We start from the raw sequence: 14,139 nt of genomic DNA on the forward strand, positions 1-14,139 counted from the left end.
CCTCTTTTAATTTCAGTATACATGGATATCGAAAATAAAATATATACACTTCGAGAAGAATTACAGCATCATAATTATCAATATTATGTTTTAGACAATCCTGAAATTAGCGATTATGATTTTGATATGAAGCTGAAAGAACTTCAGGAATTAGAAGAAAAGCATCCTGAATTTAATGATCCTAACTCGCCAACGCAGCGTGTAGGGGGCGCCGTAACTAAGAATTTTACAACGGTGGTCCATGATTATCGTATGTACTCTCTTTCTAATTCATATTCTAAAGAAGAATTACAAGATTGGGAAACGCGTATTCGAAAGTTAGTCGACGGCGATATAAAATATACCTGCGAGTTGAAGTATGATGGCGCGTCGATGAGTCTTATGTATGACAAGGGGCAATTGGTACAGGCGGTAACACGTGGAGACGGATTTCAGGGAGACGATGTAACAAACAACGTAAAAACGATTCGCTCGGTACCGTTAAAATTACGAGGGGATTATCCAGAGAAATTTCATATTCGAGGTGAGATCGTACTGCCTTTTGAAGGTTTCGCGAAGTTGAATGCCGAGCGTGTTGAGAATGGAGAAGAACCTTATGCGAATCCGCGTAATACGGCGTCAGGAAGTTTGAAATTACAGGATAGTGCTGAGGTGGCGAAACGGCCATTGGATTGTTTGCTTTATAATATTGCAGGTGAAAATCTACCGATTTCATCTCAATTTGAAAGTCTAGAGAAAGCCAGAGATTGGGGTTTTAAAGTTCCCGCAGAAAGTGAACTTAAAAATAATATCGAAGAGGTTTTAAGCTATATTAACTACTGGGATATCCATCGTCATGATTTGCCTTATGAGACTGATGGGGTAGTTGTGAAAGTTAATGATTTTGGCCAGCAGGAAGAGTTAGGTTATACCGCAAAATCACCGCGTTGGGCGATGGCCTATAAGTTTAAAGCCGAACAGGAAACGACAAAGCTCCATAAAATCACCTATCAGGTTGGTCGTACAGGCGCTATTACACCGGTGGCAAATTTAGAACCGGTGCAATTGGCAGGAACCATTGTGAAACGGGCGTCTTTGCATAATGCCGATCAGATTGCGAAACTAGACATTCGGGAAGGCGATAAAGTTTTTGTAGAAAAAGGAGGGGAAATTATCCCTAAAATCGTGGGAGTAGATTTTAAACAACGCGATCCAGATTCTGAACCTACAACATATGCCATTCATTGCCCGGAATGTGGAACCGAATTACAACGTAAAGAGGGCGAAGCACAGCATTTTTGTCCGAATTATGTAGGGTGCCCACCGCAAATTATTGGTAGGATGGAGCATTTTGTATCACGAAAAGCCATGGATATTGATGGTTTGGGAAAAGGAACGATAGAAATCTTATATTACAATGGAATCATTAATAATTATTCCGATTTCTATTATCTCACATACGATGATATTATTGGACAGGAACGTTGGTTGGATAACGAGGAAGCCGGGATTAAAAAATCAGGTGAACTTCAGGTAAAATTAGGTCAGGCGATTTATGCGCTTAGTCAGGGGTGGGGAAGTATAACCAGAGCCGATTCCGAAAAAATAGGAAATGAAATTGTTTATTTAGAGGAAATTTTTAGTCTAAACATAGCCGAAATTTCAGGGATAGACGAAAAGAAATTCAAGCGATTTCTGATGGAGTTAAATACGGCGATACAACGGGTAGCTATTTCAGATTATACGTCAATGGAAGATTGTATTTCAGTAAATTTACTGATCGACTTGAAATTTCCCGATCATCAGGAAAACCAGCCGGCAAAAGAAGCATTAAAGAATGCAGATTATATCGATGAATTGCTTCGTAATGAAAGCTTTCAGCACTACCCAAAATTCGATGATTTTATCACTAAAATCTCAGACCGCAGCCGGATCAGCATTCAGAAGAAAACCACTGAAAATATATTAAACTCCGTAGAGGAATCTAAAAAACGAACTTTCGATAAAGTATTATTTGCTTTAGGAATTCGTGATGTGGGGGAAGTAAGTGCCCGAAAAATTGCGGAGCACTTTGGGAATATTGATAAGCTCATGGCGGCGAATACAGAAGAACTTATCCAACTTCGTGATGTGGGGGAACGTGTTGCTGCAAGTATCATCGAATTTTTTACCGATGAGGAAAACATTGACATCGTAAAACGCTTACGGGAAAAAGACCTGCAGTTTGAAATGGAAGAAAAAGAGACCAGTTCTAACAAATTAGAAGGGCTTAGTTTTGTTGTTTCGGGTACCTTTTCTATTTCTAGAAGTGAACTGAAAAAGCAGATTGAAGAAAATGGGGGTAAAAATTTAAGTTCTTTATCTAAAAGCACGAATTACCTTATTGTTGGAGAAAAAATGGGTCCAAGTAAAAAAGTAAAGGCAGAGAAAGAAGGAATTGCCATGATTAGTGAAGAAGAATTTTTTAAGATGATTGAATGATAGAAGACTTTGTGGCGTTTGATTTTGAAACCGCGAGTGGAAAAAATCCCTGCTCGTTGGGAATGGTAGAGTATAAAAATGGTAAGAAATCCCGCGAATTTTACGAATTAATAAATCCCGAAGTAGCTTACTTTAATCCATTTGCGATCCAAATTCATGGGATAACCTATGAAGATGTACAGCATGAAAGGAATTTTCCCGAATTGTGGGATGCGATGCTTCCTTTTATAGAAGGAAAAACATTAGTGGCTCATAATGCGAAATTCGATAATGCTGTATTGCTTTATTCGTTACAACGTTACGGAATTGATGTACCGAGATATGCCAGTTTTTGCACCCTGCAACACGCTAGAAGACTAGTAGCGTTACCGAGTTATAAATTAAGTTCGTTAGCCAACTTTTTTGAAGTTCCGCAGCTCCGGCATCACAATGCTTTAGAAGATGCTTTTGTTTGTGGTGAATTGTTTTTAAAGCTGAATAGAGTAGAAGAGGAATTGAAATTACAGGAAGAACATGGTATGGATTTTCCTTCCGATTATTTAGATTGGATTGCTGAAAAACAGGGCCAAAACGTACTAATTCGCCGTAAGGCACTTGCTGGTTGTAGCCAGTTATTGAGTGGATTACGATTTGTAATCTCTGGAAACTTTCAGCATTTCTCCCGAATCGAAATGCAGAAAATTATAGTGCAAAACGGCGGGCGCATTACTGGTTCGGTTTCGGGATTGACCAATTATCTGGTTTGCGGTAGCCAGGCGGGAAATTCGAAGCTTAGTAAAGCAAAATTAAATGGTACTAAGGTGATTTCAGAAAATCAACTTTTAGAGATTTTAATCGACTTCTAATATTTTACTCAAAATAGAGGTTGTAGAAATAATTTTATATTAATACCTAAGAGGCTTTCCCAGACTATCCGTGGGTAATTATAAAATTTCGATAAAAAATCATTTTGAAGTATTAAATAGTTATAAATGATTTTAGTGATACACGTAAGCTAATTATTTTTGAGATCCCAAAATTTACTTATATAACCTACGCTAAAATTTTATGGTTCTATTGTATGTTCCATAAATGAGTTAAATTCCCTATGAAATTAGATTACTCAGGTAAACATTTAAAAACTTACCGCATTGTTGAACGAGCAAATCAATTGTTGATTAGTCCATTCTTTAAAGCTGAGGTCAATAATTTATTAGCGACCTATTGTAAAAAAGAATTGTCTGAAGAATTTCTTGCCATTCTTGAGACTGAAGAACGAGTTTTAGTAAAAACAATTTTCAGTCCGTTTTCTAAAAAGAAAATCTTTTTTAAATCAAATTCTCTATATGTAAATACTTTAAGATTGAAAAGTTCACATCGCGATGCTCTAGCGTCACTTATGCATGGTGTGCTGAATGTTGCAGATGAAAATCACTCAATTTCAAAACTTCTTGACTTCGAAAATCAGCGACAAAAAAATCATTTCTTTAATGAATTTGGTGCCATTTCTAAAAGTTATATCTAATTAGTTAGAATATCATCTTTTTATAAGCGCAGCGCACATCTTCATCATGTAATTTAAATACTTGCTTTTCGGGTGTTTATAAATATACCTCAAGTAAAAAAATGAACAACAGTTTGATTTTAATACAGAAGTACGGATATAAAAAATGAAGCTTTTTAAATTTTGAATAGCTACATAAGACTGGCAATTACTATTTTTTGTTTTCGGAAGATTTTTTAAAAAGAAAATGCCGGGTAACCACTCCCGGCATTTTCAACCTAACCTAACCTAACCAACTAACCAATCTTATAATCCAACTATCTATAATGTATTAGCCTAAACAATTTTTTAAATTCCCTTTTCTTTTATTTGAAAAGGGAATTCTTCCAATCCCAATTTTTAATGAAAGGCAATAACGCGGTCGCTTTAATTCTTTATCATGTATCTACCGAGGAGATTTCTTTCCCGGACCGATTAATGCCTACTCAGTGTCAAACCTATTCTCTAATTAGTAGGGCTTTTAGATTTATAGGAATGATACTGAGCTGTTAAACTCAAAAACAAAAATATGTCAATCATCAAGTAGTTTGCTGATATGTTTATCACTTAACTACATGACAAATATAGAGCAGCAATAAGGCTGGCATTGGAAGAAATCGTTGAGGATTTTTAAAGTATAGATGGAAGGTGCTTAAGTTTCGTTGAGTTGTAGTTGGAAGTCTTAGTTATAGAAGATTTAAACGTTTCATCAATTCGGGACGACTAGAACGGCTTACCGGAATTACATCTTTTTCGATTAAAACGCTGTTGTCTTCAATATCAATGATTCTGTCTACGTTTATGATAAAAGATCGATGAATTTTTAAAAAGAGATGATCAGGTAATTTCTCTTCAATTTTTTTCATAGTAGAATGCACTGTATAGTTTTTTGCTGAGGTCTTAATCAAAATATAATCACCCCTGGCTTCAATTAAATAAATACTGGGAATATCGATTTTGATTAATCTACGATCAATATTTACGTAAAGATCGTTACCAGAATCTTTAGGGTTTGCTTCTACTTTTTCTGAAGAAATATCGTTAATGTTATCCTTTGGAGAAAATTTTAGCGCCTTTTTAATAGCCTTATCAAATCGCTCCTGAGTGATAGGTTTTACGAGGTAATCAACAATACAATCATATTCAAAAGCTTCAATCGCAAAATTTCTATCTGAGGTGGATAGGATAATTTTTGGTGGATTTTTAATGGTTTGAATAAAGTCGAAACCGGTAAAATCGGGCATATGTATATCAAGAAAAATAAGATCAACTTGATGTTGATTAAGATGCTTAATGGCCTGGATGGCATTAGAAAATTCTGCTTGTATTTCTAGCTCTTCATTGTTTGAAGCAAGTTTTTTTAATATAGCTCTTGCAGTTGCTTCGTCATCAACAATTATACATTGCATAGGTTAGATTTTAGGCTTTTTGAATAAACGTGGTCATTGCGTCAAGAATCTTTTCAAATTGGCTAAGTAATTCGGGATCTACAACTCCTTCCCGAAGCTTGTCTTCATGATCTATAGCAACCTGATAACTCTTTTCTAAGCCTAAAATACTAATTTTATGTTTAATTTTATGCACGTCGTCACCGGCTCGCATAAAGTCAGTTGTTTTTAAATGATTTTTGTAGTTTTCTATTTCCAGAGGAAGTTCTAAACGAACTACATCCAGTAATTGTTCTTCAAAATTTTTATCTCCACCAGATAGCTGGCTTATGTAAGAGTAGTTAGGTTTCTCTTCCATGTCGGTTTATTTAGGTAAAGTAAAGTAGAAAATGGTGCCTTTTGATAACTCACTTTCTAACCAGATATGACCACCATAAAAATCAATAATCTTTTTTACGATGGATAATCCAATTCCGGTAGAATTAAAATCATTATCAATTTTTTCAAATATCTGAAAAATTTTCTGAAAATGGTCTTTATCAATGCCTTTTCCGTTGTCATGGATTGAGAATTCCCAATATTTATCATTTTCTTTAACATCGACCTTGATGAAACCTTTAGGCTTATCAATGCTTTTGACCGCATTTTGAATTAAATTCTGGAATAACTGCTGTAACCTAAATTTATCACCTTGGATTATTGGAAGCTGGTCTGAAATTTCAATTTTTATATGTGAAGGTTTATAGATAATCTGGATAATTTCGTTTACCAGATGCCAGGTATCTACATCGTAAGTGTCTAAAATTTCCTGATCTATGGTCGAGTAATTAAGGATTCCACTAATCAAAGCATCCATTTTTTCCACACTTTTAAGAACCATATCTAACTGGTTAATTCCGCCTTCATCAATTTTCTCTTTGTAGTCTTCCTTTAGCCAGGTGACTAAACTGTTGATGCTCCTTAGAGGAGATTTTAGATCGTGTGAAACCATATGCGCATAGTCTGATAATACCTGATTTTTCTTTTCCAGGTGTAACAAGAGCTCTTTTTGTTCTTTGTGTGCTTTAGCTATTTCTCTGGACTGATCTTCAATATAGGTAGCCAGGTCTGATACATTAAGCTCTTCTTCAGGTTGGTTTTTACTTGTGGAGTTTTTAATATCTAAAGTAGAAATAACAGCTCTTAAACGGTCTAAGATTTGCTTTTGGCTTTGGGCCTCTATTTTTAATTTTCGGTTAGCACTAAATAATTCGTCTGAGCTTATTTTCATAGCCCTTTGGATCATGCTTAATTGCTCGTCGTTGGTATTGTAGGATTCCTCTACGGCCTTAAAAAAATCTTGAAATCTTTTCTCTTTTGCGAATTCTTCAGGAAAATATTTTCTTATTTGTCGGCTTAGTAGGCGGTTCATAATATTATTCGCTAATTAAGGTTAGGGTCATGGTTTGATTGTGCAGGTTACATTCGTTGCTCGTAAAAAATGGAGCTATTTCTCCGTAAGAGTAAAAACCGGCTATAGCAGCCTGCTTTCCCAAAATTTCAGAGACTTCTTCAATTTCCTCTTCTACACGCTGATCCATTACTAATTTACGGCCAATACAACTTACCAGTAAAGCAAGTTGTGGCGGTTTAGTATGTTTTTTAAGGGCCATTGCAGCGGCGGTAGAGGCTCCTTCAGCAATGCCATCTACTGTTGCCATCATTAATTGTGCGTGCGAGCCTTCAGGGACATCACCGGCTAAAATCATCGTTTTGTTTTTAACGTCGATATTCAAAATGGTGCGTACCAGGTTATGTTCTTTGCCTTTTTCTTTGATGTTTAAAGGATAAAGTAATGCGGCTTGTGGAAGTTGATTGGCTTTATTACCAAGGTATCTTGAATAAAGATCTAAGGCGGGTAAATCATCCAGTTCCATCAAAACATTAGCTTTTGATTTTGTGATAATTCTTTCGGGGCCAAAGGGTATCCAGCCGCCATAGCTGGCATAACTAATTTCTAAACTTTCACCATAGAGTCCTATCATAACAATTTCTCCCTTTTTAGGATTCTCATTATAAGAAGCTAAAGTAGTTTCAAACCGGTCACCATCACCGCAAAGTCCCCCTGTTAAACTTATTTCCTGATTGGTATATTTTTCAATTCCTTTAATTAAATCACTGCCATTCACATAACTTCCCTCAGAAACTATAAAAAGATGTTTTAGATGTTCTTTTTTAAAACGACTGGCTAATCCAAAACCAAGCGCTTCCCCGTTTTTATTATATTCTAAAATGTTAGCAGTCTTGATATCAAAAGTAGATTTTTCGAATTCAATTAAGGTTACTGCTACCGAGTTTTCAGTTACCTTTTGTCCTATTATTTCTCCCGCCGAGCTTCCGAAAATAAGATGTCTATAGGGAAATTCCTCTCTTATATCTTCTAAAATTTCAGGATCCTGCAACAGTTTCCTATCGGCAAAAATCAGAACCAAAGGATTGCTTAGTTGTTCTTTGTGATTACCCTTATATTGCCAGGAAGAACTTATGGCTTTAGATGCCTGAACTATTTTCATGATTGTTTTTTTAAGCTGAAGAAAAATACGGTTCCTTTACCAACCTCACTATCCAGCCAGATTTCTCCTTCATATAAGTCGATTACTTTTTTTACTATACTTAAACCTACGCCAGTAGATTTTTCGTGAGTTCCTAATGCATTAAAAATCTTGAAAATACGTTGGTGATGTTCTTTTTTTATACCTATCCCATTATCTTTAATGCTGAAGGTGTAATGTGTCGTATTTTCTGTATAATCAATTTCTACAAATCCTTTTTCTTTATCAATATAATTTACCGCATTGCTTAACAGGTTTTGGAAGACTTGCTGAATCCGGGTGCGATCTCCGTAGATTATCGGTAATTTTCTAAGAATACTCACCGAAATATGCTCTGGTATGTAAATTAACTCAATAATTTCTGATACCAGTTCCTGAAGGTTCAGTTCCTGATTTTGAATATTACCATCTTCAATACTGGAATATCTTAAGATATTTTCGATTAGATGATCCATCTTTTCTACTTTTCCCTGCATAAGATCCAGGTTCATCAGGCTTTCTTCACCAAGCTTTTCTCTAAAGTCTTCTTTTGTCCAGCTTAAAAGAGCAGAGATATTTCTTAGAGGTGATTTTAAATCGTGAGAAACAATATGGGCATATTCATTAAGATGTTCGTTTTGCTGCTCCAGGTTCTTAAGCAATTGCTCTTTTTGAGTTTCTAGCAGTTTCATTTCTGTAATATCCAGGTGAATCCCAATAGAGCCAAGCATTTTGCCATTTACATCATAGTTAGGGGCACCACTAACCAACCAGTATTTAAGTTTATTGTCTTTGGTTTTTAGGCGTACTTCATAGGAGTTTGACATTCCTTTTCTTCGAACTTTGTCATTTTTATCAAAGTCGGCTTTTGATTCGGGAATTAGAAAAATATCAGATGCGGTTTTCCCAAGGAGCTCTTCTTCACTATAGCCACTCATCTCAGTAAAGCTTTGATTAGCCATCAGGATTTGATCGTTAAGATCTACCTCTAAAAGTCCCAGGTTCATATTGGCGATGATACTACTATATTTTTCTTTTTGAGCCTTAAGACTTTCTTTATAATTTTTTTGAATAGTTATATCATCATAACTCCAAAGATGGCCTTTGTAGCGTCCTTCGTGATAAATAGGAATGTAACTTCGTTCATAAATACTTCCATTAACTAGCTCTAATTCTTCTCCAATAACGGTTTCTTTTTTACGTAATAACTCACTAATTCTCTGTACAAATTGTTCAGGATTTTTAAAATATTTTTTATTTTCTTCAGCTGCGTTAGAGCAGTCTGCTCCTTTTAATAATTCCGGCGGAGCTTCGATCCCAAAGAGATTACAAAATTTGGTATTGGTGAGCAGTATTTTACGGTTTTCATCTTCCAGTAGAATACCCGTTTGCAGATTAACAATTAGGGTTGAAAGTCTATTTTCGGACTCTTCAATTTTTTCTTTAGCAATTTTTTCTTTGGTAATATCTTCTATAGTAGCCACCTGGTATAGAATTTTCCCATTTTCGTCTCTAATAGCGGCAACCTTTGTTTTGGCCCATAGTGTTTCACCACTTTTCTTGATGTAGCGTTTGTTGATCGTATAAGAGTCTATTTTCCCTTCGACCATTTGTCTTAATTGTTCACTGCTGTCATTATCTTCTGGATGGGTAATGTCTTTGATGCTAAGATTGTTGAATTCTTCTAAAGAATATTCAAACATATTAATTAGCGCCTTATTCACTTTAAGCGCACCTTTAAAATTAGTTTGCGTAAGTGAGATACCAATAGGGGAGTTGTCTAAAATGAGGTCTAACTGTTTGTTTTGAGATTCCAGTTGTTTTTTAATTTCTATCTCTTCGGTAATATCTCTGGCGACCCCCTGTGCAGCTATCGGTTTTCCTTCACGGTCATAGATAATGCTTGCATTAATTTGAACTATTTTTTCAGTACCATCTTTCGTAATAATACGGGCTTTATAATTATTGTAACTACCGGTATGATATAGTTGTTTAAATGCCGCTGCCGTATATTCTACATAATCTGAATGAACTAATTTTAGTAGGTTTACAACCTCTTTTTCATTATCATAACCAAGCATATCTTTAGCGGCCTGATTCATTTTCAAGACATTCCCCTGAATGTCCATAATGATATATGCATCGATAATATTAACAAATACCCCTTCTAATTGTGAGGTTTTTTCCTTTAGAAGTTCTTTAAGTCGGTTATTGGATTGCCGAAGAGCTTCAGAGAGATCATATAGTTCGGTTGATTTCTCTTCTAAAATTTTTTCAGCCAGTTTTCTGGCTTTTTTTTCTCTTTCAAGTGCTCTTTCTAATATTTCAATTTTTTTGGTAGGTTCCATTTTTTTTAGATATGAGGAATCTGACCTTTGTCCCATTATTTTCAATTTTTTCTAATTGTATTTGGGAATCCTGGTCGTAGTGTTCAAAAGTTTTTTCCATTAGGGCTTTGGCGAACATGTACATCGCTCTCTCTGAAAAGTACAAAATTTCCAATTCATCTTCGTGCTTTTTTATAATTTTAAAAGTTGGAAGTTCTGCTCCTGGATATAATTTTCTTACCTGAACATGAATATGATTCTCTATAGAAGAAAGTAATTCTATGGGATCTTTATACAGTGCAAAGATTCCCGGATGGATAGTTACGAGGGTGTCAAAAAAATAAAGTCCGTAATTATAAATAAGATCGTCTAGGGGGATAGCTACTTTTTTACTAAGGTTTACTAAAAGACTTTGCATTTCTACAAAATCATATGTACCTACAGAGGTATAAACTCCTTCAGATTGTAGTTTGGATTCTGTTATAATATGGTCTACTACCTCAATACCAAATTTCTTCTCGACCATATCGAGAAAGCCTGTAAATACGATACCTTTCATAATTGATTATCCTTTAATTAATTCATTCTGGCTCCAATAATCCAGGGCACTGCTTAATTTAGATACATAATCTTCGTACTTTAAAGGTTTAATAATGTATCCTGCAATACCAATTTTGTAGCATTCTAAAAGATCTCTTCGGTTACTGGAAGTGGTTAGGATAATAGTAGGGATATATTTTAAGATGTCATCCGCCTTTAAGATTTTAAGAAATTCTATACCATTCATTTTAGGCATATTCAGATCTAAAAATATAATATCTGGAAGTCGATCTTTTTTATTTAAGATCGTAAGGGCTTCTTCACCATTTTTAGCTTCAATGATATGGTGAGGTAGGGATAGGGAAGAAATCGTTCTGTTCAATTTCATCACTTCGATCATATCGTCCTCTATAAAAAGGATGGTCAGCTTATTTTTCATTTTAATTTTAGTGTCTTAAGTGAACAAAATTCATATAATAATAGTGAAAATTAAATAACATTCGTTTAATTCGGGGTTAGTGTCGTTAAACGGTTGTTTTCGATAGTTGAATGGAAATGGATAAAAAAAGCCATCGGAAATTGGGGGTATCCGACGGCTTTAAAAATGCCAGTATTTGGCATTTGGGGTAGTAATTTTTTAATGAACAGAACTAGTGTCTACTTTACCAGATCCTTTTTTAATTAAGAGTACAAAAGGAACGCAAATCAAGAATAAAATTCCCAGATAAAGAAAAACGTCCATATACGAAAGTACGGTAGCCTGTCGCATAACATTGGCATTTAGTAAGGTATATGCCTTATCTAAAGATTCATTAATACTAAATCCTTTTTGAATGAAGTTTTGTTGTAGTGCTTGTATTCTTTGCTGTACCTGAAAATCGATCAGACTAATATTTGGTATTAAATCTACCCGGTGTTGCTGGGTAAATCTCGAAACAAAGGTGGTTATAATGGCAATACCAAAAGATCCACCAAGTTGTCTCATCATCCCTGTAAAAGCAGCACCGTCACCAATATCCTTGCCTTTTAAAGTAGAAAGCGATAGCGTAGTAATAGGTACAAATAATAATCCTAATCCAACTCCTCGTACGACGAGTGGCCAAAACATATTTTCAGCTCCAGTATCGGGTGTCATCAATAAATACATCCATAAACTATATAAAAAGAAGACTCCAAAACCAGCGGCGGCCAGTATTTTTTGAGGTACTCCGCGTTCTAAAAGTTTACCGATTATCGGCATCATTAAACCTGTAGTGATCGAACTTGGGATAAGTAAAAGTCCCGCATCTGTAGCTGTCCAGCCTAAAATAGATTGGGTATAAATAGGAATAATGAAAGTGGAACCAAAAAGCCCAAATCCAAGTATAAAGGTAAGTACTGTACCAATACTTAAGTTGGTATCTCTCAATACCCTAAGATTTACCACTGGGTATTTGTAAGTAAGTTCTCTCCAAATAAATAATACCAGTCCAAAAGCGGCCATTACCGATAAGGTAACAATCGTGCCATCTTCAAACCAGTCGTCTTGCTGGCCATGTTCTAAAACAAATTGTAATGATCCTATAAAAGTAGCAAGGAGTATAATTCCCCACCAGTCAACTTGATTTGCTTTGAGTTTATCACCATATTTAGGACTCCTTACAAATAGAATAGTAAGGAAAGTGGCAATAATCCCAAGCGGAATATTAATGTAAAAAATATACGGCCAGGAAAAATGATCTACTAAATAGCCACCTAGTGGTGGTCCTAAAGTAGGACCAACGATAACGCCCATTCCATAGATGGCCTGAGCCATACCGCGTTTTGCTATAGGATAACTTTCAGTAATAATAGTTTGTGCCGTAACTAAAAGAGCACCACCACCCATTCCCTGGATAAACCTAAAGGCTACCAGTTCCCAGATATTAGTTGCATTTCCGCATAGAAAAGAAGAGATGGTGAAAATGATAATAGAAGCCGCAAAATAATTTCGGCGACCAAACTGCTTAGAAAGCCAACTTGTCATTGGGATAATGATTACATTGGCAATAGCATAAGCGGTAATAACCCATGCTATATCTGTTAAAGTGGCGCCAAGACTACCGCGCATATCATTTAGCGCAACATTTACAATCGTAGTGTCAATAATTTCCAGAAGCGCACATAAAACGGCAGTGATTGTAATAATTACTCTTCGGAATCCATATTCAACCAGACTGTCTTCGTCTTGTATTTGAGCTTTATCTTCAGCCATAATTTATTTTAAATGCACATCGACCAGCACGTTCATTCCAGAGCGTAGACGATCTAATTTTTCTTTATCATTCTCATCAGAGAATTCAATTTTAACGGGCAATCTTTGTACTGTTTTTACAAAGTTTCCCGTGGCATTATCCGGAGGAAGTAAAGAGAATCTGGCACCGGTAGCGGGAGAAAAGGCGGTAATCTTACCTTCAAATTCGTAATCTGGATAGGCATCAACCTCAATCCCGACTTTTTGCCCGATTCGCATTTTTTCCAGCTGAGTTTCTTTAAAATTTGCAATGATCCATTTATCATAGGTATTGACTAAATAGAAGAGAGATTGCCCCGGTTGTACAAATTGTCCCGGTTGAATATCTACACTAGATAATTGCCCATCTATTGGTGCGGTGATTATGGTGTAATCCATATTTAATGAAGCTGCATCCAACGCAGCTTTTGCACTTTCTACATTGGCTTCAGCAACATTCACCTGATTTTCTGAAATCTTAGTTTGCGATACCGCCGCATTGCGCTGACTGGCAGAAGCTTTTTCCTGATTCTTAAGAATTTCTAATTGTTGCTCGGCTTCTTGTTTTGCGGCAAGTGCCTGTTCATACTGCTGTTCTGTAATAGAATGATTGGCAAAAAGATTTTCGTAACGTTTAAAATCCTGCTGAGCTCTCCATAATTTTATTTCCGCAGATTTAATATTTCCACCGGCAGATTTGACTTGCGAGTTTGATGCCGCAGCGTTGGCCTGATAAGAGCCTATACTGGCTTGAGCAACTCCAACCTGACTTTGGGCAGCTAAAAGATTAGCTTTTGCTTGTTGTAACTTTACTTTATAATCGCGATTATCGATGATTAATAAAGTATCTCCTTTTTTTACTTTTTGATTATCGCTAACGTAAACCTTCTCAACATAACCGCTAACATGGGGAATAATAGGGTTCATATTCGCTTCTACCTGGGCATCGTCGGTTTCTTCGTGCGAAAGGGAATGTATAAATTTATAGCCGCCATATATGATCCCAACGAGTATTAAGGCTCCTATAATGAAGATAAACTTCTTATTTGTTTTTTTCTTTTCTTCCATCTTATTAAAAAGA

At 35.7% G+C, this 14,139-nt stretch carries 12 protein-coding genes; 3 read left to right on the forward strand and 9 right to left on the reverse strand.

Annotated elements, in window-relative coordinates:
- Positions 1-21: 21 nt before the first annotated feature.
- The 3 genes from ligA to AC13DP_RS16175 all read left to right on the forward strand — a co-directional run bounded on the left by ligA (position 22) and on the right by AC13DP_RS16175 (position 3,964).
- Positions 22-2,460, forward strand: coding sequence for an NAD-dependent DNA ligase LigA (gene ligA, locus AC13DP_RS16165; RefSeq protein WP_483068118.1), 2,439 nt, complete (start codon positions 22-24; stop codon positions 2,458-2,460).
- Positions 2,457-3,305, forward strand: a complete 849-nt coding sequence (locus AC13DP_RS16170; RefSeq protein WP_483068119.1) for an exonuclease domain-containing protein — start codon at positions 2,457-2,459, stop codon at positions 3,303-3,305. Before ligA ends, AC13DP_RS16170 begins: the two co-directional genes overlap by 4 nt.
- A 242-nt stretch (positions 3,306-3,547) precedes the next feature.
- Positions 3,548-3,964 (forward strand): hypothetical protein, encoded by a 417-nt coding sequence (locus AC13DP_RS16175; protein WP_013072977.1) that lies wholly within the window; start codon positions 3,548-3,550, stop codon positions 3,962-3,964.
- A 704-nt stretch (positions 3,965-4,668) separates the two neighbouring features.
- On the opposite strand, the gene AC13DP_RS16180 is transcribed toward AC13DP_RS16175, so the two are convergent.
- The 9 genes from AC13DP_RS16180 to AC13DP_RS16220 all read right to left on the reverse strand — a co-directional run bounded on the left by AC13DP_RS16180 (position 4,669) and on the right by AC13DP_RS16220 (position 14,126).
- Positions 4,669-5,391, reverse strand: coding sequence for a LytR/AlgR family response regulator transcription factor (locus tag AC13DP_RS16180; RefSeq protein ID WP_272957565.1), 723 nt, complete (start codon positions 5,389-5,391; stop codon positions 4,669-4,671).
- A gap of 10 nt (positions 5,392-5,401) precedes the next feature.
- A complete protein-coding gene (locus AC13DP_RS16185; RefSeq protein ID WP_483068120.1) occupies positions 5,402-5,728 on the reverse strand; it encodes an Hpt domain-containing protein in 327 nt (108 codons plus the stop codon).
- 6 nt (positions 5,729-5,734) lie between these two features.
- The gene (locus tag AC13DP_RS16190; protein ID WP_483068121.1) at positions 5,735-6,781 is read right to left on the reverse strand and encodes a sensor histidine kinase; all 1,047 of its coding nucleotides are present in this window, start codon (positions 6,779-6,781) and stop codon (positions 5,735-5,737) included.
- A 4-nt stretch (positions 6,782-6,785) separates the two neighbouring features.
- A complete protein-coding gene (locus tag AC13DP_RS16195; protein WP_483068122.1) occupies positions 6,786-7,922 on the reverse strand; it encodes an FIST signal transduction protein in 1,137 nt (378 codons plus the stop codon).
- Positions 7,919-10,288 (reverse strand): PAS domain S-box protein, encoded by a 2,370-nt coding sequence (locus tag AC13DP_RS16200; protein ID WP_347406663.1) that lies wholly within the window; start codon positions 10,286-10,288, stop codon positions 7,919-7,921. The genes AC13DP_RS16195 and AC13DP_RS16200 overlap by 4 nt, the downstream gene beginning before the upstream one ends.
- Positions 10,266-10,826, reverse strand: a complete 561-nt coding sequence (locus AC13DP_RS16205; protein WP_347406662.1) for a heme NO-binding domain-containing protein — start codon at positions 10,824-10,826, stop codon at positions 10,266-10,268. The genes AC13DP_RS16200 and AC13DP_RS16205 overlap by 23 nt, the downstream gene beginning before the upstream one ends.
- A 6-nt stretch (positions 10,827-10,832) precedes the next feature.
- A complete protein-coding gene (locus AC13DP_RS16210; RefSeq protein ID WP_013072970.1) occupies positions 10,833-11,246 on the reverse strand; it encodes a response regulator in 414 nt (137 codons plus the stop codon).
- 198 nt (positions 11,247-11,444) lie between these two features.
- A complete protein-coding gene (locus tag AC13DP_RS16215; RefSeq protein ID WP_339810865.1) occupies positions 11,445-13,040 on the reverse strand; it encodes an MDR family MFS transporter in 1,596 nt (531 codons plus the stop codon).
- Between the two features lie 3 nt (positions 13,041-13,043).
- Positions 13,044-14,126, reverse strand: coding sequence for an HlyD family secretion protein (locus AC13DP_RS16220; RefSeq protein WP_347406661.1), 1,083 nt, complete (start codon positions 14,124-14,126; stop codon positions 13,044-13,046).
- Positions 14,127-14,139 lie beyond the last annotated feature (13 nt).

Source organism: Zunongwangia sp. L-65 (assembly GCF_056859415.1).

What these genes read in the sequence shown, in the direction of transcription:
- ligA (WP_483068118.1), top strand. Translation starts at nt 22, where the DNA reads ATGGATATCGAAAATAAAATATATACACTTCGAGAAGAATTACAGCAT.
- AC13DP_RS16170 (WP_483068119.1), top strand. Translation starts at nt 2,457, where the DNA reads ATGATAGAAGACTTTGTGGCGTTTGATTTTGAAACCGCGAGTGGAAAA.
- AC13DP_RS16175 (WP_013072977.1), top strand. Translation starts at nt 3,548, where the DNA reads ATGAAATTAGATTACTCAGGTAAACATTTAAAAACTTACCGCATTGTT.
- AC13DP_RS16180 (WP_272957565.1), bottom strand. Translation starts at nt 5,391, where the DNA reads ATGCAATGTATAATTGTTGATGACGAAGCAACTGCAAGAGCTATATTA.
- AC13DP_RS16185 (WP_483068120.1), bottom strand. Translation starts at nt 5,728, where the DNA reads ATGGAAGAGAAACCTAACTACTCTTACATAAGCCAGCTATCTGGTGGA.
- AC13DP_RS16190 (WP_483068121.1), bottom strand. Translation starts at nt 6,781, where the DNA reads ATGAACCGCCTACTAAGCCGACAAATAAGAAAATATTTTCCTGAAGAA.
- AC13DP_RS16195 (WP_483068122.1), bottom strand. Translation starts at nt 7,922, where the DNA reads ATGAAAATAGTTCAGGCATCTAAAGCCATAAGTTCTTCCTGGCAATAT.
- AC13DP_RS16200 (WP_347406663.1), bottom strand. Translation starts at nt 10,288, where the DNA reads ATGGAACCTACCAAAAAAATTGAAATATTAGAAAGAGCACTTGAAAGA.
- AC13DP_RS16205 (WP_347406662.1), bottom strand. Translation starts at nt 10,826, where the DNA reads ATGAAAGGTATCGTATTTACAGGCTTTCTCGATATGGTCGAGAAGAAA.
- AC13DP_RS16210 (WP_013072970.1), bottom strand. Translation starts at nt 11,246, where the DNA reads ATGAAAAATAAGCTGACCATCCTTTTTATAGAGGACGATATGATCGAA.
- AC13DP_RS16215 (WP_339810865.1), bottom strand. Translation starts at nt 13,040, where the DNA reads ATGGCTGAAGATAAAGCTCAAATACAAGACGAAGACAGTCTGGTTGAA.
- AC13DP_RS16220 (WP_347406661.1), bottom strand. Translation starts at nt 14,126, where the DNA reads ATGGAAGAAAAGAAAAAAACAAATAAGAAGTTTATCTTCATTATAGGA.